Raw genomic sequence first — 20,011 nt, forward strand, 5'->3', positions numbered from 1 at the left:
ACTACCTGTTTTACACAAGTAGTGAGCTATTTTGGTTTATTTCGGTCCGAAAAACTATTGTTGATTGTTATTCTCGTTTTTCTTTCTTTCCTTTTCTTCCTGACGTTGTTTTCTCCTTAGTTCACGTTCTTCTTTTCTGGTTAGCGGAACAGTAGGGGTAACAGGATTTTGAGCAGGCTCTGTTTTCTTTTCTTCTTTTTTAACTTCAGGTTCATTGTTTACCGGTTCGGTAGTAACGGGTACTTCGGTAGGAACGGTAAAATCAGTAGAATCAACCGTTACACTGTCTGTTGATGTGGTGTCCCTGATAATTCTTGGACTAGGGCAATTGTAAGTGCGGGTAATATCAACTGTTGCTTTAGGGAAGGGTCCGTAAGTATAGCCTGATTTCGGATCGAGGTAAACTTTTTCCATAAACTTTGCAAAAATTGGCAGGGCAGTTCTCGATCCTTCGCCTTGCTCTCCATTTTTAAAGTGGGCTGTCCTTTCGTCACAACCAACCCAAACACCCGTTACCAGATCTTTGGTTAGGCCCATGTACCAGGCATCAACATAATCAGAAGAAGTACCGGTTTTACCACCAATCTGGTTGTTTTTCTTAAACAGGTTAGGCCATTCCCACAAGGCTTGTGAAGTACCCTCTGGTTCTTCCATACCACCACGGAACATGTACGTCATTAACCAGGCAATTTCTTCAGTTAAAACACGCTTGGTTTTTGGCTTAAATTCGTCAATTATGTTATTGTCCTGGTCGGTAATTTTTTCTACCAATATGGGATCGGTTTTAATCCCTTTATTCATGAAAGTAGCATAGGCTTTTACCATTTCGTAAACGCTAACATCGTTTGAACCTAAACTTACTGATGGAACAGATTCCAAATGACTGTCAATACCACATTCGTGCGCATATTTAACCACATTATCCCAACCCACCTTTTCGGTAACCTGTGCGGTAATGGTATTCACCGATTTTGCCATTGCCCAACGCAAACTCATTTCGCGGTAAGAAACACTGTAATCGGCATTTTTAGGCTCCCAGTATTTGGTCTGGCCCTTATCCTGATAAGCAATTTTAACCGGTTTATCAGTAAATTTATCGCAAGGGCTCATGCCTTGTTCCAAGGCAGTTAAATAGGCAAAAGGTTTAAATGTAGATCCTGCCTGGCGTTTAGCCTGATTAACGTGATCGTATTTGAAAAATTTATGATCGATGCCGCCCACCCAAACTTTAATTTTTCCGCTGGCAGGTTCCATGGTCATCATACCCGTATTCATGATTTTTCCGTAATAACGGATAGAATCTAAAGTAGAAAACAAAGTATCGCGATCACCTTTATAAGTGAAAATCTGCATCCTTTTCTTTTTGTTGAAATAGGCTTTAACAGAATCTGGATTATTCGGAAATTTCTTTTGTAAAAGGGCATAAATAGGCAGGTTTTTCATTGCTCTATCCGGATAATCGACTTTTTGTTTTTCAGAGTCGTACCATGGATCTTCATTGCCCCAAACACTATAGAACCTACGCTGTAAAATCCTCATTTCATCAGCAACAGCTTCTTCGGCATATCCCTGGAGTCTTGAATCGATAGTAGTATAAATTTTCAGGCCATCTTCGTAAAGATCGTAACCATTATCAGTGCACCATTTTTCGAGGTATTTGGCCACTGCAGCTCTTAAATAAGAGTCACCATCGCTACCATCCTGCATTTTACCCTCTTTTAATTTGATTGGTTCTTTTGATAATTCGGCTAAACTATCCTTGCTCAGGTATTTGTATTTATTCATCTGTGCAAGTACCACATTTCTTCTTTCCAGTGCCTTTGCTGGGTTTTTGGTAGGATTATATAAGGTCGTACCCTTCAACATTCCCACAAGCATGGCTGCATCGGTTGTGGATAAATCTTTGGCTTCTTTATCGAAATAAATCCGGCTGGCCGTTTTTATTCCGTAGGTATTGTTACCAAAAGAAACGGTATTGAGGTACATCGTAATGATGTCGTTTTTTGAATAATTAGCCTCCAGTTTTACTGCGGTCTGCCACTCTTTCAGTTTTACAATCAATGTTCTTATCAAAGGAATTTTGATTAACAATCCCTGCGATTTATTATAACGTGTACGGTAAAGGTTTTTTGCCAATTGTTGGGTAATGGTACTGGCACCGCCATCTTTACCTAAGCCTATAACGGCTCGGCCCACTGCCTGCACATCAATACCCCAATGTTTGTAAAAACGTACATCTTCTGTGGCTACCAATGCCTGTATTACACTAGGTGCAATTTCTTCATAGTTTACCGGGGTCCTGTTCTCTTTAAAGTACCGTCCGATGAGTTTTCCATCAGCAGTGTAAAGTTCTGAACCTACACGAAGGGTAGGCGCTTTGATATCGTGAACACTTGGAGAATAGCCAAACAACCATAAAAAATTTAGCTGAAGCGCAGAAAAGAAAATTATTATAAAAAATAAAAATATGGCAGAATAACGTAAGTACTTGTTTTTTATCTCTTTAAACATATTGGATAAGGTAATCTTTAGGTAATTGCTGTGGCGTTAAATATAAAAAACTCTATATGCAAATTAACGTATTTAATTTACTTATTTTTTAGTTCTATATTTAAATTACAGATGCATCGATTTATCTAAATAATACATGATTATGAAAAACGAATTTAAAGGCTTAATTGTACAGGGAGATAAGAAGTTTTCCTTAAAAAATCATAAAACGTACTTTACCGGCGATTACAATAAAGAAAAAGCAAAAGATGCCTTAGTAAATTCGAAAATAGAGCTTAACCACCTGCAGGAAAAATTGTATGCATCAGGAAAGCATTCGGTACTGATTATCTTTCAGGCAATGGATGCGGCAGGTAAAGACAGTGCTATTGAACATGTGATGAGCGGATTAAATCCGCAGGGATGTCAGGTATACAGTTTTAAAGTGCCTACCTCTAAAGAATATGAACATGATTTTTTATGGAGGCATTATAAAGCCTTGCCTGAACGTGGAAGGATCGGTATCCATAACCGTTCTCATTATGAGAATGTTTTGGTCTGCAAAGTACATCCCGAATATATTTTGAGTGAAAACATTCCGGGTTTTACGGAAGTAAAAAAGGTTAATAAAGATTTTTGGCAACAACGTTATAAAAGCATCAAAAACTTTGAGGATCATTTAACCGCTAACGGAACAGTGATTCTGAAATTCTTTTTAAATGTGAGTAAAGAGGAGCAAAAAGAACGCTTTTTAGAGCGTATAGAGGATCCTACAAAAAACTGGAAATTTTCTTCAGGAGATATTAAGGAAAGGGCTTTGTGGGATAAATATATGGATGCTTATGAAGATGCGATCAATGCAACAAGTACAGAAGAATTACCCTGGCACATTATACCGGCCGATAAAAAATGGTTTGCCCGTTTGGCCATTAGTGAGATTATCGTCGATAAATTAAAAAGTTTAGATCTTAAATTTCCTGTATTGGGTGAAGATGAAACAGCTAAATTGAGTGAAACCAAGAGTATTTTGCTAAGTGAATAAAAAAATGCAGGTCTATAAGCCGGGTTCTGTTTCCTGATTGCTCAGGCTTCTATCATTTATCCACTATAAACGTTGCCGTTTATCTCTAACGACCTACCCACTAACATCGGACGGGCAGCCCTTTATCCCGACATAAAGTTGGGATGTTAGCCTATTTGGTCTTTCAACTCCCGGGGTTTACAAACCACTGCAGTCGCCTGCAATGCTCGTGCGCTCTTACCGCACGTTTTCACCCTTACCACAACATAAAGTCGGGGCGGTATATTTTCTGCTGCACTAATCCGTAATTCAGGTTTTCATTCCTGAACCCCTTTCCGTTAGAAAGCGGGATGCCCTGCGTTGCCCGGACTTTCCTCTCTCCCGGTTTTACCCGAAACAGCGATAGAACAACCTGCATTTTGCGCAAAGATGGTGTTTTTATTCAAAAGATCACAATTATGGTTCCTATTCATTTGCTAACCTATAGATTTCATCTAGCACTTTTTTCGAAAATCTAAAATTGGTCTGTTGTATTTTTTGAAAAATGGGTTTTACTGAAGTAAGTACACCAACTTTTTTTGCCTTTAGAATTATGCCTAGTGTACCAGTATAAAGAAGATTTAACCGCTCAGCTGTTTTTCTGCCTTTACTATCATCTAAAATAAGAAGAGAGTTTTCTGATTCCATCGCTAATGCTATAGCACTTGCTTCACCGGCATCAATATCCAATGAGTTTTGAAATGAAATGTCGTTTGGATTTCTGATCTCAATCCATTCAGGTAAAGGAGAGCCAAATTCGGCTGCAATTGTATTTGTAGTGACAATTTTTGAAAAAAGCGACCTTAAAAGGTTAAATTCTCCAATATTTTCTAATAAAATGAAACAGGTTGTATCAGCAATTACAATTTCATAATTTTTCCGCATCTTTTAATATTTCTGAAGCGGGATAATTAAGTAATGATACGCCATAATCAGATAGCAATTCTGCAAAGGTACGTTTAGGCAAGTCAACCATAGCTGCAGCCTGACCTAATGATAATTTTCCAGATTCGTAGAGTTTTGCTGCAATGAAACGTACGGTATCATGCTCATGTTTGCCTAAGCTATCGGGAACTTGAAGGGTTATCGTTGTCATACCCTAAATATACGAAATAATATTTATTTACAATTCTGCAAATCTTTCGAAACCTTTGTATAGGGTACAAATCCTTGCTTATTTCCAAACGAATTGGTTACAAAAACCATTACCTGTGCTACGTCAATATCAGCCAGTTCAGGGAAGGCTGGCATTTTTTCTTTGTATTCTTTACCATGAATGATCAACGTTTCATTTGCTCCGTTTTTAATAAAACATGCCAAACGGGCTTTATTTGACTTTAAAAACACTGAATCGGTTAAAGGCGGTGCAAGCTGACCCAAGCCTTCACCATTTTCACCATGGCAATTTTGGCATTTGGCTTTATAAATATCTTTTCCGTTCGACATGTAATTTTGCAGATCAATGGTTTCTTGATTTTGGCAGGAAACAATGATGCCTATAATAAAAAGGAAAAAGATTGAACTGATGATGTACTTGCGCATAGATGTTTTGTTGTGAAAATCGTCATTTCGAGCGGAATGAAATGGAGCCGAGAAATCTATAAAGATAGATCTCTCCATTCCACTGCGTTTCAGTCGAGATGACGACTTAGATTATTACTTTTTATATTCAGCCAATAAAACAGGAATATCCTTTTTTAATTGCTCTACCTGATCTTCTTTGGTACCATCATAAGCACCGCGGATACGTCTGTCTTTATCAATTAAAACCAAATAGCCTTGGTGGATATAACCATCCTTAGCAGTACTGTCTTCGCCAACTGCCACCAAGTAGTTTTTTTCGGCCAAAGTGTACACGCTATCTTTAGTACCATAAAGAAACTGCCACTTCGGACCATCAACGCCTAATTTTTGAGCATACTTTTTCAAAACATGAGGTTTATCGTATTTAAAATCAATCGTGTGTGATACAAACATTACATCTGGATTGGTTTTAAAGTCATTATAAACCGTCATTAAATTGCGGTGCATGGTAGGGCAGATGGTGGTGCAGGAAGTAAAAAAGAAATCGGCCACATAAACTTTACCATCCGTCGCCTTATTGGTAGTTACAACGCTATCCTGGTTTAAGAAAGACCAATTTGGAATGATTTGATAAACGGTATCGATTTTTTCTACACCAGCAGCATCTTTAACGGTTTCGGCATGACGCTCGCCATAAAAAGGAAGTTTTCTCTCTTGTTTACAGGCTGTAAATATAGAAATAGCGATTAGGGATACAGCTAAATAAGCAGTGATTTTATTCATGATGTTATTTTAAAATGTAAATATACGAGGTAATTTGTCTACGACGTTAATTGTTTCGAAAAGTCTGGAGTCAGATGTCGGAAAGTCCGAAGTTTGGGCGCTTAAAATGTTTTAGTCTCCATATCTTCTGACCTCGGTCTTCCCGACTCCTAACTTGTTAATTGCTTTTAAGAGTCCGGGGTCAGATGTCGGAAAGTCGGAGGTTTGGGCAACTAAAATATATGGCTCCATATCTTCTGACCTCGGACTCCCGACTCCTAACTTGTTAATTGTTTCGAAAAGTCTGGGGTCAGATGTTGGAAAGTCCGAAGTTTGGGCGCTTAAAATGTTTTAGTCTCCATATCTTCTGACCTCGGACACCTGACTCCCGACTTATTTTTTTACGTAATTTGCTGGCTCCGCTACGAACTTTTGCTTACAGCTTTCTGAACAAAAATTATAGGTAACTTTATTATAAATCGCCGTTTTTGATACATTAGCTTTAATTTTCATTTTGCAAACGGGATCTGTTACCACTTTTTTTGCTGAATCAATCAGGTTAGTTTTTGGTACTTCTATTATGGGGTTTGCGTTTGATTTTAGCGCTACCGTGGTTAATCCAATTAGGATTACTATAAAATTTAATTTTTTCATTTTGATTTTCTTTAAGGTCGGCGGTCGGAAAGACTGAAATTTGGACGGCCTATATCTTAGAACTCCTGACTTTCCGAGTTCCGACTATTATTATTTAACGTTATATATTCTTATCAATGAATCTGATACCCTGGTTACCTTAATATAGCTATCTTCAACAGCCCTGATTTTGACCATTTCGGATTTGTAATAATCAAGATCTTCCTGGTCCGTTTTTCCTTTAAAATCGTCTTTGAAGAAGTGCATCCAATCCATCATTTTTTCATCAGCAGCATTTAATTTTGTAATTAAATCATTGATTTTTTGTTTTTGCAGCAACGAATCCTGAGCAAGTTTAACCTGATCGGAAGTCAAAATTTTATCTAACTTCATTTTATTTTTCACTACTTTTTCTCCATCAACCATCAATTTATCATGGATGTTAAGTACTTCCTGGCGTATAGCTTTCGCATCAGGCTCCGTTTTACAGGAAAAAAGCAGCGCTGTGGCTAAGCTTAACAACAAAATGTTTAGTCTTTTCATATTCTTTGATTTAAAAATTATAGGTAATCCCAACGTAAACCTTTCCGGCACTCATTGGGTGGTCAGTTTCAGCTTCCCAGATGTTCTTTTGAATACCTGCATTTAGTGCTACATTTTTATAAAAAACATCTACACCTGCACCACCCATCAGGTTGTTCATTACGTGCTCTCCGGTTTTTTGACCTTTGTATTTTTCTCCGCCAGAATATTCGTAAAAGAACTGTGCAGAAGGCATAACCTGAACATCCTTTCCAATTCTTTGGGTATAAAAAATATTCAGGAAACTGGTTGTACTGTTCGCAATGCCTTCATCACGGCTATTGGTTCCGTTAACCTTGTAAGAAGTGTTTAAACTCGCTCCAAATTTGCCCAGACCAACCATATAATTAAGATACACAAAACCATCAGTGCTTCCCGTTCCAGCCTGCATTAGCGACGAATAGCGGATGCCGGCAGTATTTTTAAAATCATTTTTGCCTGTCGGTAATTTTATACCCGCTCCAGCAATCAGCTGTTGTTTAAAGTTGTCTTCCAGCTTCTGAACGAGGTGATAACCCGCATATAAATTGATATCGCCAAGGCCAGAAATAGAAGAAGTATAGCCATTATAACGCTCACTGTTAGAAACATAAGGTAAAATGGCATTAATTTCCAGTTTGCTGTTGATGAAATATTTTCCTCTGATTTCTAAAGAACGGTAAAGCTCGTAATCAGCAGGATTACCTGCATGATTGGTTATCGGAGAATCCTGACTTCGGGCGGGAATAAAGAAATTTCCCCCATTAGGGAAGAGCGAATGTGATTGCCCCTCATAACCATTAAAAGAACGGTAACGGTATAAAAGACTGATACTATTGCGGTTATAATATGGAGTGATTCCCATAAAACAGCCACAAATATCGCAGGCAAAAACCTGGCTGCTGCTGAGTACTAAAATTAGAATTAATAATTTACGACTCACTGTATAATGTATTTTTGATAAATTCATTGTCTGTTAGTGTTTTTAAAAATGCTTTAATCTGCTCTTTTTCTGTCGAGCTTAAGGGGATGCCATTTTTTAATTGTGCATCCAGATTGGCTGATGCTTTAACGCCAGAATTGTAGTGTTCTATCACCTCATCCAAACTGTAAAAACGGCCATCGTGCATGTATGGACTAGTGTATTCAATATTGCGTAAAGTAGGTACGCGGAATTTTCCAAAATCAGATGCTAGGCCTGTAATATGCGATCGCCCTTCGTCGCTACTTACCAAATCCAAACCATTGCTTCGGTAAGAAAAATCGGTAAAAAAAGGCTCTGCATGGCAGCCGGTGCATTTTTCTTTGAATAGGTTGTATCCAGCCTGTTCTGTAGGAGTAAAAGAAGTCCCGCTTTCTTTGCGCATCACCTTATCGTATTTTGAATTACCTGAAACCAATACTGCCGTAAATTGCGTAATCGACTTTAAAATAAGTTGCGAGTTAATTTCTGTTGAACCAAAGGCCTGTTTAAATAAATCGGGATAAGGCGCTGTGTTTTTAAGAAACGCCACGATTGTTTGTATATCAGTACCCATTTCGCAGGCATCGGTAATGGCGTTTAATGGCGAAGTTTCGATGTTTTTTACGCCGCCATCCCAAAAGAAAGCTTTTTGCCAGGCCAGGTTAAAAAGTGGGGGCGTATTCCGCTTTCCCTGACAGTTGTTTACACCATGACTCACTTTATGATCAAGTTGGGTAAAAGCAGCAAACTGCTGATGGCAGCTTCCGCATGAAACGCTTTTATCGGCCGATAGTCTGGCTTCGTAAAATAATTTCTTGCCCAGTGCAAAACCCGCATTGGTTAATTTATTGTCTTCGAAATTGTATGCAGGAGCAGGGAAATTAGCCGGAACAGAAAAGGTAATTTTCTTTTCCTCAGGTGTTAGCTCATCTTCATTTTTGCTACAGGCATACATCATCGCAATGCTGATTAAAAGCACTGCGATGACGGTTATTTTCCTCAACATTAATTATGGATGTGATCTAAACGGAATAAACCATTTGCATAATTATTGGCTACAATAACAGAATTTGCACCACCCATGGTGAAATTTAAAGTAGCGAAACTGATATCTGTTTTACCTGTAAACAGCGCAGCTGCATTTACAATAAAGTGCATGTTCGGTTTGCCATCGGTACGTACACGTAGTGGATTTGCCGTATTAATATCTGTAGCAAAAGTTCTGATGGTATTATTCGGATCGGTAACGCCACCAATGTGGAAAGTAAGCATATTTCCAGTAGCTGCTGATTGTGGTGAAGTTCCTTCTAGTTTAACGAATATGTAACCGCTGTTCCAGGTCCAGAACATACCATTGATTGGATCCAAAGCTCCGGTTTGCGCACCGGCAAAATTACGGGCATAATCTACACCAATGGTATATTCAATCTTCGTATAATCGCCTGTCGGAACATTTTTTAAGGTAATATTTGTCGATTCTGCTTTCGAAGCATCAATTAAAAAATAGCTCTCCGGAATGAGATAAGTCGTTCCATCTGCTTTGCTTAATTTGATGTTGCTTACATAATATTTAAATACATTGATTTTAAAATCTTCGCCTTTGGCATTTTTATAAGTAGTGGTATTTAAAACCAACGGACTTCCGTTTACCTGATTTTCAAACTCGATCGAGAAAGTAGATTTGCTATCTGGAGTAACTTCATCGTTACTTTTTTTACATGAAGATAATATTATAATAGGGCACACCAATGCCAATAAGTATTGTGATAATTTCATTTTAAGAAAATTGAATAAGTAAAAAATAATTTGCTGTCATTCTGAATGCAATGAAGAATCTCTAGCGTCAAGCAGAAATTAACAGCATAGCAGTGACAGATTGTTGTAGTTCTTATGAAACAGATTCTTCGCTGCGCTCAGAATGACAAATAGTCAAAACTGTGCGTTAGCAATGTCAATACATAGAAACTAAAGATTTACTTAAACCGTTTTCGGTGGATGAAAAATAGAAATCGAAAGATCTTTAACCGGTTTTTCGATATAGAGATTTTCTGAAGTGATGATAAAATAGGGAAGATGATGATTTAAAGCTACCGTCTGAAACTGAGGTTCGGCTTCGGTAACTCTTTTCAGGTTTTCCTGAGCCTGTTTATTTTTACCCTCAAGCTCTTTTAGCTTTTTAGCTAAGAAACACTGGCCATCGCAATGGAGTTCAGGATGTTCTTTGTTAATACAGAATACACTCGTAATATACTCTTTATTCATTTTGTACCCCGAATAAATTGCCAATTGCATAAAACCGTTGGTAACGGTGCATGTAACTAAAAGATATATAAGGAATTTTTTGAACATTTTAATTGCGCTGCAAAAGTATTAAAGAATTTGGTTGCAGCAAAGAAAAATAAAAAAGTGGGTGATTTTAAAGTATTAAAAGCGAAGTTAAACTTGATATAAGGTAATGTTTTCTAAGAATTTAAAGTCTTTAAGGTTTAATGTGTAAAGTTCTAAATCATGAAACATTGCTGTAGATGCAATTAAGGCATCTGGAAGATTAAGATTGTGTGATAAAGAAAATTGCTCCACTAATTTTACTGCTTGTGTGGATATTGGAGAAGAAATAGGTAGAACCACTAAATTATTGATATCTTTTCTGATTAACCTTAATTCTTTTTTATTTCTGGCCCCATAAAGTAATTCAGCACAAGTAACATCTGAATTGCAATGCTGTTTTGACCAATGTTTTTAAAAGTTTCGATGACGATAGCATTTCCTTTATAAATTTCAATAAAGATGTTTGTATTACACAGAACCATTATCTTTTCCAAGCTTTATCGCGAAGTTCTTTCGAGTTAACATCGTAGTCACTCCAAATGCCTTTGGATAAAGAGAATTCTACTGCTTCAGTTGATTTCTCCGCATTAGTGATTCTTAATTCTGCATCAATATCCCATGATTTCAAAAAGTTTAGTAAAGCATCAATCTTGCACTGTTCTAAATTGTCTTTTAAGATTATCTCCGTCATGATATTATTTTTATTGTAAATATAAGAAATCTATTTTTATTGATATTTAAATGCTTCAAAATTCAACATAGATGTTGTTTATTTATTTTTAGCCACGGATTCTCGGACGACACTGAAAAATTTTTCTTATCATTTTTTAGCGGCCATTCATCCGTTTTAAGCTGTGTCTCCGTGACAATAAAAACTCAGTGACTATAAATTACCTGCGTTTTTAGTTTAAAGTAAATTTTACTTATCTTGCCTTACACAAAAATGAAAACTATGAAATTATTTAAAACTATCGCAGTGATGATGGTATTGTCATCATGCGCCAAAAAAGAAGTTCCGGATGTGCCGCCAACCTTTAGTGATCCAGGTTGGACAAGACTTGAAATTGCTGGTGGGAGAGAAGCCCACGCTGTTTACGGGAATATTGATGATACATTAATGGTATCTACTCTTACCGAAATCTATCAAACTACCGATAAGGGCAAGACCTGGAAAAAAACAAAAGTAAATAACCAGCCTATTTATGGTTTTCTATCTGTAAAGGATAGCATTTTTGGTCTACAGGCTAACAGCCTGAAAGATAAAGCCAATGAGAAATTGGCAACTTTTAGTCAGTTTTTCAGTTTGGATAAAGGATTTACATGGGATCGGTGCGCTAAGTATGACATCTCAGAAGAAAGATCCCAAGAATATGCAGTTGTTTTTTTAGACTATCAGACTAAAATAAAGATAAAAGAGAATTTAGAGCCAATTAATGGAAACCCCAATCATAATTACATTCTAAAAAGTGATATTGAAGTTGTTAAAAATGGATTTTCAGAAATTTTGGAAGTTCCATTTAATAATCAGCTTACCAACTTACATCTTGATAAGTTAGGAAGGCTTTATGTTTCTGCAACAAGAGCTATCCATGATAAAAAAACAGGGAAAGCCTTGGCAGCCGAAAAAAATGAACCCGCAATTATTTACATTTCTAAGAAAAATGTGAGGGAATTAATCGATTAATAGAAAAAATATTGCTCCGTGTTAATCTGAGTCTCCGTGGCTAAATATAATACGGTTTAAAAAAAACACAGATGAAGACCATTCATCTGTGTTTATACTTTTTATCTCCCGAATAGCCGGGATAAGTTATGGTTAAAACTTTCTAACTATGCCTGCAAATCAGCCATTACCGCTTTAATTTTTTCTCCAAGCTGCGCATTAACCGAATCAAAATCTTTTCTATCGGCTAATGGTGCATTCACACTGCAATAGAATTTAATTTTGGGCTCCGTACCACTTGGACGTGCAGAAACAATGCTTCCATCTTCAGTAATAAACTGTAAAACATCAGAAGTCGGGTAATCTAATTTGGTCACTTTTCCTGTAGCTAAATCAGTTTCCTGACTTAATTCGTAATCTTTCAATACCGAAACTTTCGAATCGCCTAATGTTGCTGGAGGATTTTCCCTGAATTTAACCATCATGGCTTTAATTTCTTCAGCGCCTGATTTACCTTTTTTGGTCAGCGAAACTAAATCTTCTTTATAAAGGCCATATTCCACATACATACCCAACAAGGCATTGTATAAACTTGCGCCTTTATCTTTGTAGTAAGCTGTCATTTCAGAAATGAATGCAGCAGATACCACAGCATCCTTGTCGCGTACTAAATCGCCGATTAAGTAACCATAACTCTCTTCACCACCACCAATAAAGTATTTTTTACCTTCCAGTTCAGTCATTAACTGACCAATGTATTTAAATCCTGTTAAGGTATTGTAATAAGTTACATTTTTCTTTTTGGCAATTTCTTCGATTAAGTTAGAGGTTACAATGGTTTTCACAATAAACTGGTTACCATCCAATTTACCGTTGTCTTGCCAGGCTGATAACAAGTAATTGATCAATAAACTACCGGTTTGGTTACCGTTAAGCAATACCCATTCGCCATTATTATCTTTTACTGCAATACCTACACGGTCGGCATCTGGGTCGGTTGCCAAAACTAAATCAGCATCAATTTCCTTTGCCTTGTTCATCGCCAAAGTTAAAGCTTCTTTTTCCTCCGGATTAGGATAAACTACCGTCGGGAAATTGCCATCTGGTGTACTTTGCTCTTCAACAACGGTTACGTTTGTAAAACCAAACTGCGCTAAAGCTTTAGGAACCAAGGTAATTCCTGTTCCATGGATTGGAGAATAAACAATTTTTAAATCGTGTTGTCTTTTAATCGCTTCCGGAGAAATAGAAAGTGCTGTAATTCCATCTAAGTATAGTTTATCTACATCTTCACCGATTAATTCGATATTCGCTTCAACACGGTCGAATTTAACTTCGTCGATACTTTTAATCTTATTTACCTCATCAATCACCAATTTATCATCTGGCGAAGTAAACTGGCCACCATCAGCACCATAAGCCTTATAACCGTTATATTCTTTTGGGTTATGTGAAGCAGTTAACATTACACCACTTTTGCAGCCAAAATGACGCACCGCGAAAGATAATTCTGGAGTTGGTCTTAAAGCTTTAAAGAAATAAACGTGGATGCCGTTTGCAGAGAAAACATCTGCAGTAATTTTTGCAAAATAATCAGAATTGTTACGGCTATCGTGAGCAATAGCAACCTTAATTTTTTCGCCAGGATATTTATTGTTTAAATAATTTGCAAGGCCCTGAGTGGCGGTACCTATAGTATATTTATTGATCCGGTTAGAACCTGCACCCATAATGCCACGTAAACCACCCGTTCCAAATTCTAAACTTTTATAAAATGCATCGGTTAATTCGGTAGTTGCATCTTTATCTACAAGGGCCTGTATTTCTGCCTTGGTATTTTCATCGTAATTTCCAGTTAGCCATTGGTTAATTGTGGCTTGTGTTGATTGGTCAATTGCCTGCATTGAGCTGTTTTTTTTAATTTAATATCTGGTGTTGAACAAATTTTAACGGATGATGTTTGGTTGAAAGCCATTTATTTCAATTCATCCAAATTTTATTTTGTTGAGGGTGTTGCTTTTAAGCTGCTTTTGTTTAATTTCACGCCCCGATACAATAATAAAGAAAATCCAGTATTAAAGTGGGGCGATTGTAACTTTTTTAAAATAGTTATAGAACTCGTAAAGTTCCCATCGTTCATCACGGGTAAAAAATAATTAATAAATAGATGAAAACATCATGGTTTTTCAGACCACATTGGGATAAAAAAATCTGATCGCTTCATTACCGTTAAAAACAATAGGCAAGTAAATGAAAATTTTAAAATTTGGGGGTACTTCTGTAGGTAGTCCTGAGCGTATGACGAAATTGTTGGATATCATTAATCCAAATGAAGAGCAGATTGTAGTATTATCAGCCGTGTCTGGTACTACAAACAGTTTAGTAGAAATTGCAAATTATTTTTTAGCTGGAGATAAGAAGAAGGGAAGTGAGTGTGTCGAAAATCTATATCAAAAATATAAAGCTTTTGTTGTTGAATTATTGCCTGCTGCCGAATTTCAGGAACAGGGAAATGAGGTAATCGATTATCATTTCGGTTTCTTAGCAGGATTGGCGAACGATATTTTTACTTCAATAGAAGAAAAAGTAGTGTTGGCTCAGGGAGAGCTGTTATCTACAACTTTATACCACATTTATTTAAAATCAATCGGCGTACCTTCGGTATTGTTGCCTGCTTTAGATTTTATGAAAACGGATGAAGATAACGAACCTGATATTCCGTTTACCACTAAACATTTAACGCCTTTACTGGAACAACATAAAGACAATAAATTATTCATTACGCAAGGATACATTTGCCGCAACAGTTTTGGCGAGGTAGATAACTTACGCCGTGGTGGTAGTGATTATACGGCTTCATTATTAGGTGCTGCAATTCTCGCTGAAGAAGTTCAGATCTGGACGGATATAGACGGTATGCATAACAACGATCCGCGTATTGTTAGAGGTACTAAACCAATTGCTCAATTATCATTCGATGAAGCAGCTGAGCTGGCTTATTTCGGCGCGAAAATTTTGCACCCTCAATCAGTTTTCCCTGCACAGAAATACAAAATTCCGGTTCGTTTGTTAAACACGATGGAGCCTTCTGCAGCGGGTACTTTGATTACACACGACAGCGAAAAAGGGAAAATTAAATCAATTGCTGCTAAAGATGGCATTACAGCTATCCGTATCCAATCGAGCAGAATGTTGTTGGCTTACGGTTTCTTACGTCGTGTTTTTGAGGTTTTCGAACGTTACAAAACACCGATCGATATGATTACCACTTCTGAGGTTGCCGTGTCGTTAACCATTGATGAAACCGCGCATTTGCCACAGATTATCGAAGAACTGGAAAGTTTTGGAACCGTTGAGGTAGATACCGATCACAGCATTGTATGCGTGGTGGGCGATTTTGGTTCAGAGAAACATGGTTTTGCCAGCAGGGTTTTAGAAGGCTTAAAGCACATTCCAATCCGCATGATTTCTTACGGAGGAAGTAACTATAACGTTTCGCTCCTAATATTAAGTGAATACAAAACCGAAGCTTTAAGAAGCCTGCATAACAGGTTATTCGAATAAGAGGAAAAAAGCGCCAACAGCTACCAGCAGGCCGATCAGGAAATGAAAAGCCAGAAAACTTGCCGGTAGCAATCCGTTTTTATGTTTTTTGTAAGAATTATATAATCCCGCAGAAAGAATAAGGACGATAAATATGGCAGCTGCTATCTTCATTTTTTGATAAATAAGAGGAACAGTACAATGAGAAGTAACACGATAAAAAATCGGATTTTTCCGTTGTATTGTTTCCGGGTAATTCTTCCATGCTTTAAATCCAGGTAGTTACCCAAATAAATTAGCGCAAAGAATAAAATTAAAATTATAATAAGGAATTTGAACATGTTCGCCGATAAAGATATATCAAAGTTTAACAATATAGAAACGCCTTTTTACTACTATGATACCGATCTGTTGCAAAAAACCTTGCGCACCTGTGCAGATGCAGCGGCTTCGTATCAATTTCATATCCATTATGCACTAAAGGCAAATTTCAATTCGGTGCTGTTAAACCAGATCAAAGAGATTGGTTTCGGTGCAGATTGTGTGAGTGCAGGTGAGGTAAGAAGAGCAGTTAAAGTAGGTTTTGATAACAAAAAAATCGTTTTTGCCGGAGTAGGTAAATCTGATAAGGAAATTAATGAAGCCCTGGACCTTGATATTTTCTGCTTTAACGTAGAGTCTATTCAGGAATTAGAGGTACTAAATGAACTGGCCGGTAAAAAAGGCAAAAACGCTCAGGTGGCTATTCGTATCAATCCTAATGTTGATGCGCATACCCACCACAACATTACCACGGGCTTGGATGAAAATAAATTCGGGATCAACTCATGGGATTTACCAGAGTGCGCAGAAACGTTAAAAGCTTCACCAAACCTGAAATTTATCGGTATCCACTTTCATATTGGATCTCAAATCACCAATCTGGATGTATATAAAAACCTTTGTGTGCGTGTAAACGAATTTGCAGCCTGGTTTGAAGATAAAGGGTTTAACCTAAAGGTATTAAATGTTGGTGGTGGCTTGGGGATTGATTACTACAATCCTGATCACCAGATTCCTGACTTTGAATCTTATTTTAAGATTTTTAATGAGTTTTTGACTGTTAAACCTGGTCAGGAAGTACATTTTGAATTGGGTAGGGCATTGGTTGGTCAATCAGCTTCATTAATCACCCGTGTATTGTACATTAAAAATGGAAAGAAGAAAAACTTTGTGGTTTTAGATGCAGGCATGACCGAATTGATGCGTCCGGCATTGTATCAAGCCTATCATAAAATAGAAAATTTATCTCGAATCTCAAATCTTAAATCTCAAACCTCAGTTAAATACGATATCGTTGGACCGATTTGCGAAAGTACCGATTGCTTTGGTAAAGAAGTAGAGCAACCTGAATCGTTCAGAGGTGATATCTTTGCTATCCGCAGTGCTGGAGCTTATGGCGAGGTGATGGCTTCAAAATATAACTTAAGGGACGCGATAAGATCTGTTTATAGTTACGAGGTATAGTTAAACTTTTTTAAATAGGATCGTCATTTCGAACGAAGTGGAGAAATCTGCCTAGATAGATCTCTCCATTTCACTGCGTTTCAATCGAGATGACGATTTTTCTGAAAAAGCCTTCTCGCAATGACAATCTTGCTTGTATTAAATCGTGTTCATTTACAATCTGAAGATTGACATACGAAATATCACTGGCATTGAAGTATACGCAAGAGATTTTGAGAATATTATCTTTTATTTTTGGAAGTCACAAACACAATCACGCCTGCTACCAAAATAATACCACCTGCATAAGGAGGCCAATTAACAGATTTTTCTTTATCTGCAGATATTTGAATGGGACCTGCGTCAACAATTTTTTCTTTTTTGGTATAAGTGAAGCCAGTCCAGATGAGCATAGCAATGCCCACAACGATTAATACAATTCCTAATGTTCTGTTCATAATATTTTATTTCTATCAGAACAGTAGCTGCCGCATTATGTTTTATTGAAATGAATAGCCGAAGCTTATTTTTTGCGCATAATTAACATTATCTGCCAGTTCATAAGAAAGAGAAAATCGCTTGATGTATAAGAAATAATTAAAAACCCAACCAAATGAATTTTTTCCGTTAATTTCATCATAAGCTTTTACCCCAGATCTGAAACTGTTTGCAAAGTTAGGTGTGCCGCCAAGAAAAAATCTAAATGCGTGCCGTATACCATGGTCATTTCTGGCTCTCCAGATCACTTCCGTAGATAGTCCTGTTGTCCAAAGTACCTTTCTGTTTGTTACTGCTACATAATCGGGAATAGGATTGCTGTAAACCTCTTGTCTGAACTTCGTATAATCTCCACCCTCGAAGCTAAGTGCATTTTCGAAGTTGATGTACCTGAAATCTGTGTTGCCATTAGCAGAGGTATTATGAAATCCTGCAGATAACCGTAAACCAACGCCACTGATGGATTTTTGAAATGATGGAAGATAATTTTTTAAATCTTCTGCCTTGGCATCCTTATCTCCGCCCGTGGCTTTTCCTACATAACCGAAAATTCCATAAGAAATATTTGATTTTTCGAAGGTATGCGAACGGCTTATATTTGCCATTCCTAATCCGAAATTGGTACCAGTGTTAGGCGAAGTAGAACCGGCATAACTTGCCGATACAGTGGTTAAGGTTTTAATGGTATCGGCACCCATTGCTTTTGGCATATACCCCATATTGTTACCCAATACAGCTGGGGTAAGCAAAGATGTGCAGGAAGTAAATGCGGTAAGGAAAAGTAAAGAAGAAAGAGCGATAATTTGATTTTTCATTTGGTTTGTTTTTATTTATTCGTCAAAAAAATCAACCAGTCCACCTAAAAAATATTCCTGGATACCTTCGGTAAAGTCCTCATAATCTTCATCAGGGATATTAGTTTGCTTAAATTCCAATGATGTTCCCTTTTTATCTTCGTGAAGTTTAATGGTTACGATGGAAGGTTCGTTTTCTTCTCCGAAATACCACTGCTGCACAATCTGCTTGCCATAAGTAAATTCGATGTTTTTACCAGTAATATCTCCATCCCAGAAAGAAAACTCCGTTCCAGGCACTTCTTCAAACTCAACTTCGGCACCAGTCCATAATTTTATGCTTATGTCTTTGGTGAGTGCTAAATAAACTTCTTCAGGTGGGGCAGGTATGTAGGTGTATTTTTTAAAATCCATAAATATTTTTTGATATAGAGCACAAAGTTAAGGATGTAATGTGAAAATAAGATTGAATGAAAGTTAATAAAATTAGGATCAGGATTATTTAAAAGCGTTTAATCCAGTTACATCCATTCCCGTAATCAATAAATGTATATCGTGTGTACCTTCATAAGTTACTACCGACTCGAGGTTCATCATGTGGCGCATAATCGAATATTCACCTGTAATTCCCATTCCACCAAGCATTTGGCGGGCGTTGCGGGAAATATCCAGTGCAATTTCTACACTATTTCTTTTGGCCATTGAAATTTGTTCTGCCGACGCCCGGTTTTCGCTTTTTAATACGCCTAAACGCCAAACCAACAACTGACCTTTTGTAATTTCGGTCACCATTTCGGCCAGTTTCTTTTGCTGTAACTGGAAACCACCAATAGGTCTTCCAAACTGTACACGTTCTTTCGAGTAGCGCAAAGCAGTATCGTAGCAGTCCATTGCGGCTCCTAAAGCACCCCAGGCAATACCATAACGCGCTTGATTTAAGCAGCCCAATGGCCCTTTTAATCCGCTGATTTCCGGGAAAATATTTTCTTTTGGCACTTTAACATTGTCAAAAACCAGTTCACCTGTTGCCGAAGCCCTTAAACTCCATTTGTTATGTGTTTCCGGAGTCGAAAATCCTTCCATTCCACGTTCTACCACCATTCCTCTGATTTTGCCTGATTCATCTTTTGCCCAAACCACAGCAATATCCGCAAAGGGTGCATTGCTGATCCACATTTTTGCACCATTTAAAATATAGTGGTTCCCAGCATCTTTGATATTAGTTACCATTCCACCCGGATTAGAACCATGATCAGGCTCTGTTAATCCGAAACAGCCCATCATTTCGCCACTAGCAAGTTTAGGGAGGTACTTTTTACGTTGCTCTTCTGTACCATAGGCATAAATAGGATACATTACCAACGAGCCCTGAACAGAGGCGGTTGAACGGATACCAGAATCGCCACGCTCAATTTCCTGCATCAAAATTCCATAAGCCGTATAATCTAAACCGGCTCCTCCATACTCAACCGGAATGGTTGGTCCAAAAGCACCAATATCAGCTAAACCTTTTATTAAATGTTTTGGGAATTCTGCTCTCTGAGCATAATCTTCAATAATTGGGCTAACCTCTTTTTTTACCCAATCTCTTGCTGTTGCACGGATTAATTTATGCTCATCGGTTAACAGTTCGTCCAACAAATAATAGTCTGGTGCCTCATAAAGGTCTTTTTTTGTTGATTTGCTCATGTAATTTCGTGTTATCT

The 20,011-nt window shown here is 37.4% G+C and carries 22 protein-coding genes, 1 other RNA gene and 1 pseudogene; 4 read left to right on the forward strand and 20 right to left on the reverse strand.

The window, feature by feature from the left end:
* Window positions 1-54: 54 nt before the first annotated feature.
* Entirely contained in the window at window positions 55-2,511 is a 2,457-nt protein-coding gene (locus tag H9L23_RS08945) for a transglycosylase domain-containing protein (protein ID WP_187594631.1), read from the reverse strand.
* Window positions 2,512-2,653: 142 nt separating this feature from the next.
* Here H9L23_RS08945 and H9L23_RS08950 point away from each other — a divergent pair, with 142 nt between their 5' ends.
* Window positions 2,654-3,532, forward strand: coding sequence for a polyphosphate kinase 2 family protein (locus tag H9L23_RS08950; protein ID WP_187594632.1), 879 nt, complete (start codon window positions 2,654-2,656; stop codon window positions 3,530-3,532).
* On the opposite strand, the gene rnpB is transcribed toward H9L23_RS08950, so the two are convergent.
* From rnpB to H9L23_RS09015, 13 genes and pseudogenes are all read right to left on the reverse strand, one after another.
* Window positions 3,532-3,930: RNase P RNA component class A (gene rnpB, locus H9L23_RS08955), an RNA gene on the reverse strand. The two genes, H9L23_RS08950 and rnpB, sit on opposite strands and share 1 nt — an antisense overlap.
* Window positions 3,931-3,976: 46 nt before the next feature.
* Complete coding sequence (locus H9L23_RS08960; RefSeq protein ID WP_187594633.1) at window positions 3,977-4,435, reverse strand: DUF3368 domain-containing protein; 459 nt, start codon at window positions 4,433-4,435, stop codon at window positions 3,977-3,979.
* Window positions 4,419-4,646 carry a UPF0175 family protein gene (locus tag H9L23_RS08965; RefSeq protein WP_187594634.1) on the reverse strand — a complete coding sequence of 76 codons (228 nt, stop codon included), beginning with the start codon at window positions 4,644-4,646 and terminating at the stop codon, window positions 4,419-4,421. The genes H9L23_RS08960 and H9L23_RS08965 overlap by 17 nt, the downstream gene beginning before the upstream one ends.
* 23 nt (window positions 4,647-4,669) lie before the next feature.
* A complete protein-coding gene (locus tag H9L23_RS08970; RefSeq protein WP_187594635.1) occupies window positions 4,670-5,092 on the reverse strand; it encodes a c-type cytochrome in 423 nt (140 codons plus the stop codon).
* A gap of 114 nt (window positions 5,093-5,206) precedes the next feature.
* A complete protein-coding gene (locus H9L23_RS08975; RefSeq protein ID WP_187594636.1) occupies window positions 5,207-5,857 on the reverse strand; it encodes an SCO family protein in 651 nt (216 codons plus the stop codon).
* Window positions 5,858-6,229: 372 nt separating this feature from the next.
* Window positions 6,230-6,490 (reverse strand): YHS domain-containing protein, encoded by a 261-nt coding sequence (locus H9L23_RS08980; protein ID WP_187594637.1) that lies wholly within the window; start codon window positions 6,488-6,490, stop codon window positions 6,230-6,232.
* Between the two features lie 90 nt (window positions 6,491-6,580).
* Window positions 6,581-7,012, reverse strand: coding sequence for a hypothetical protein (locus tag H9L23_RS08985; protein ID WP_187594638.1), 432 nt, complete (start codon window positions 7,010-7,012; stop codon window positions 6,581-6,583).
* 10 nt (window positions 7,013-7,022) lie between these two features.
* Window positions 7,023-7,973 (reverse strand): transporter, encoded by a 951-nt coding sequence (locus H9L23_RS08990; protein ID WP_187594639.1) that lies wholly within the window; start codon window positions 7,971-7,973, stop codon window positions 7,023-7,025.
* Window positions 7,963-9,000: a cytochrome-c peroxidase gene (locus H9L23_RS08995; protein ID WP_246474889.1), complete on the reverse strand. Its 1,038-nt coding sequence runs from the start codon at window positions 8,998-9,000 to the stop codon at window positions 7,963-7,965. Before H9L23_RS08995 ends, H9L23_RS08990 begins: the two co-directional genes overlap by 11 nt.
* Window positions 9,000-9,770: an MbnP family protein gene (locus tag H9L23_RS09000; RefSeq protein WP_187594640.1), complete on the reverse strand. Its 771-nt coding sequence runs from the start codon at window positions 9,768-9,770 to the stop codon at window positions 9,000-9,002. Before H9L23_RS09000 ends, H9L23_RS08995 begins: the two co-directional genes overlap by 1 nt.
* 201 nt (window positions 9,771-9,971) lie before the next feature.
* Window positions 9,972-10,256 carry a hypothetical protein gene (locus tag H9L23_RS09005; RefSeq protein WP_187594641.1) on the reverse strand — a complete coding sequence of 95 codons (285 nt, stop codon included), beginning with the start codon at window positions 10,254-10,256 and terminating at the stop codon, window positions 9,972-9,974.
* A gap of 174 nt (window positions 10,257-10,430) precedes the next feature.
* Window positions 10,431-10,649: pseudogene (locus H9L23_RS27070) on the reverse strand (hypothetical protein); the annotation flags it as partial.
* 154 nt (window positions 10,650-10,803) lie between these two features.
* Window positions 10,804-11,013 carry a hypothetical protein gene (locus tag H9L23_RS09015; protein WP_187594642.1) on the reverse strand — a complete coding sequence of 70 codons (210 nt, stop codon included), beginning with the start codon at window positions 11,011-11,013 and terminating at the stop codon, window positions 10,804-10,806.
* A 261-nt stretch (window positions 11,014-11,274) separates the two neighbouring features.
* On the opposite strand from H9L23_RS09015, the gene H9L23_RS09020 reads away from it, so the two are divergent.
* On the forward strand, window positions 11,275-12,006 hold the full coding sequence (locus H9L23_RS09020) for a hypothetical protein (RefSeq protein ID WP_187594643.1): 732 nt from the start codon (window positions 11,275-11,277) through the stop codon (window positions 12,004-12,006).
* A 146-nt stretch (window positions 12,007-12,152) separates the two neighbouring features.
* Here H9L23_RS09020 and H9L23_RS09025 read toward each other — a convergent pair whose 3' ends face one another.
* Window positions 12,153-13,889 carry a phospho-sugar mutase gene (locus H9L23_RS09025; protein ID WP_187594644.1) on the reverse strand — a complete coding sequence of 579 codons (1,737 nt, stop codon included), beginning with the start codon at window positions 13,887-13,889 and terminating at the stop codon, window positions 12,153-12,155.
* Between the two features lie 346 nt (window positions 13,890-14,235).
* Between H9L23_RS09025 and H9L23_RS09030 the strand changes: the two genes are divergently transcribed.
* Window positions 14,236-15,549, forward strand: coding sequence for an aspartate kinase (locus H9L23_RS09030; protein WP_187594645.1), 1,314 nt, complete (start codon window positions 14,236-14,238; stop codon window positions 15,547-15,549).
* On the opposite strand, the gene H9L23_RS09035 is transcribed toward H9L23_RS09030, so the two are convergent.
* Window positions 15,538-15,702, reverse strand: coding sequence for a hypothetical protein (locus H9L23_RS09035; RefSeq protein WP_187594646.1), 165 nt, complete (start codon window positions 15,700-15,702; stop codon window positions 15,538-15,540). The two genes, H9L23_RS09030 and H9L23_RS09035, sit on opposite strands and share 12 nt — an antisense overlap.
* A 165-nt stretch (window positions 15,703-15,867) precedes the next feature.
* Between H9L23_RS09035 and lysA the strand changes: the two genes are divergently transcribed.
* Window positions 15,868-17,034 carry a diaminopimelate decarboxylase gene (lysA, locus tag H9L23_RS09040; RefSeq protein ID WP_187594647.1) on the forward strand — a complete coding sequence of 389 codons (1,167 nt, stop codon included), beginning with the start codon at window positions 15,868-15,870 and terminating at the stop codon, window positions 17,032-17,034.
* Between the two features lie 221 nt (window positions 17,035-17,255).
* Here lysA and H9L23_RS09045 read toward each other — a convergent pair whose 3' ends face one another.
* From H9L23_RS09045 to H9L23_RS09060, 4 genes are all read right to left on the reverse strand, one after another.
* Window positions 17,256-17,471: a hypothetical protein gene (locus H9L23_RS09045; protein ID WP_187594648.1), complete on the reverse strand. Its 216-nt coding sequence runs from the start codon at window positions 17,469-17,471 to the stop codon at window positions 17,256-17,258.
* Window positions 17,472-17,513: 42 nt separating this feature from the next.
* The gene (locus H9L23_RS09050) at window positions 17,514-18,326 is read right to left on the reverse strand and encodes a hypothetical protein (protein WP_187594649.1); all 813 of its coding nucleotides are present in this window, start codon (window positions 18,324-18,326) and stop codon (window positions 17,514-17,516) included.
* Between the two features lie 15 nt (window positions 18,327-18,341).
* Window positions 18,342-18,719: an SRPBCC domain-containing protein gene (locus H9L23_RS09055; protein ID WP_187594650.1), complete on the reverse strand. Its 378-nt coding sequence runs from the start codon at window positions 18,717-18,719 to the stop codon at window positions 18,342-18,344.
* Window positions 18,720-18,803: 84 nt separating this feature from the next.
* Window positions 18,804-19,994 (reverse strand): acyl-CoA dehydrogenase family protein, encoded by a 1,191-nt coding sequence (locus H9L23_RS09060; protein WP_187594651.1) that lies wholly within the window; start codon window positions 19,992-19,994, stop codon window positions 18,804-18,806.
* Window positions 19,995-20,011 lie beyond the last annotated feature (17 nt).

The organism is Pedobacter roseus (genome assembly GCF_014395225.1).
Classification (GTDB): Bacteria; Bacteroidota; Bacteroidia; order Sphingobacteriales; family Sphingobacteriaceae; genus Pedobacter; species Pedobacter roseus.

Excerpts from the sequence above, each read along its gene's own strand:
- H9L23_RS08945 (WP_187594631.1), bottom strand. The coding sequence starts at position 2,511 with ATGTTTAAAGAGATAAAAAACAAGTACTTACGTTATTCTGCCATATTT.
- H9L23_RS08950 (WP_187594632.1), top strand. The coding sequence starts at position 2,654 with ATGAAAAACGAATTTAAAGGCTTAATTGTACAGGGAGATAAGAAGTTT.
- H9L23_RS08960 (WP_187594633.1), bottom strand. The coding sequence starts at position 4,435 with ATGCGGAAAAATTATGAAATTGTAATTGCTGATACAACCTGTTTCATT.
- H9L23_RS08965 (WP_187594634.1), bottom strand. The coding sequence starts at position 4,646 with ATGACAACGATAACCCTTCAAGTTCCCGATAGCTTAGGCAAACATGAG.
- H9L23_RS08970 (WP_187594635.1), bottom strand. The coding sequence starts at position 5,092 with ATGCGCAAGTACATCATCAGTTCAATCTTTTTCCTTTTTATTATAGGC.
- H9L23_RS08975 (WP_187594636.1), bottom strand. The coding sequence starts at position 5,857 with ATGAATAAAATCACTGCTTATTTAGCTGTATCCCTAATCGCTATTTCT.
- H9L23_RS08980 (WP_187594637.1), bottom strand. The coding sequence starts at position 6,490 with ATGAAAAAATTAAATTTTATAGTAATCCTAATTGGATTAACCACGGTA.
- H9L23_RS08985 (WP_187594638.1), bottom strand. The coding sequence starts at position 7,012 with ATGAAAAGACTAAACATTTTGTTGTTAAGCTTAGCCACAGCGCTGCTT.
- H9L23_RS08995 (WP_246474889.1), bottom strand. The coding sequence starts at position 9,000 with ATGTTGAGGAAAATAACCGTCATCGCAGTGCTTTTAATCAGCATTGCG.
- H9L23_RS09000 (WP_187594640.1), bottom strand. The coding sequence starts at position 9,770 with ATGAAATTATCACAATACTTATTGGCATTGGTGTGCCCTATTATAATA.
- H9L23_RS09005 (WP_187594641.1), bottom strand. The coding sequence starts at position 10,256 with ATGAATAAAGAGTATATTACGAGTGTATTCTGTATTAACAAAGAACAT.
- H9L23_RS09015 (WP_187594642.1), bottom strand. The coding sequence starts at position 11,013 with ATGACGGAGATAATCTTAAAAGACAATTTAGAACAGTGCAAGATTGAT.
- H9L23_RS09020 (WP_187594643.1), top strand. The coding sequence starts at position 11,275 with ATGAAATTATTTAAAACTATCGCAGTGATGATGGTATTGTCATCATGC.
- H9L23_RS09025 (WP_187594644.1), bottom strand. The coding sequence starts at position 13,889 with ATGCAGGCAATTGACCAATCAACACAAGCCACAATTAACCAATGGCTA.
- H9L23_RS09030 (WP_187594645.1), top strand. The coding sequence starts at position 14,236 with ATGAAAATTTTAAAATTTGGGGGTACTTCTGTAGGTAGTCCTGAGCGT.
- H9L23_RS09035 (WP_187594646.1), bottom strand. The coding sequence starts at position 15,702 with ATGAAGATAGCAGCTGCCATATTTATCGTCCTTATTCTTTCTGCGGGA.
- lysA (WP_187594647.1), top strand. The coding sequence starts at position 15,868 with ATGTTCGCCGATAAAGATATATCAAAGTTTAACAATATAGAAACGCCT.
- H9L23_RS09045 (WP_187594648.1), bottom strand. The coding sequence starts at position 17,471 with ATGAACAGAACATTAGGAATTGTATTAATCGTTGTGGGCATTGCTATG.
- H9L23_RS09050 (WP_187594649.1), bottom strand. The coding sequence starts at position 18,326 with ATGAAAAATCAAATTATCGCTCTTTCTTCTTTACTTTTCCTTACCGCA.
- H9L23_RS09055 (WP_187594650.1), bottom strand. The coding sequence starts at position 18,719 with ATGGATTTTAAAAAATACACCTACATACCTGCCCCACCTGAAGAAGTT.
- H9L23_RS09060 (WP_187594651.1), bottom strand. The coding sequence starts at position 19,994 with ATGAGCAAATCAACAAAAAAAGACCTTTATGAGGCACCAGACTATTAT.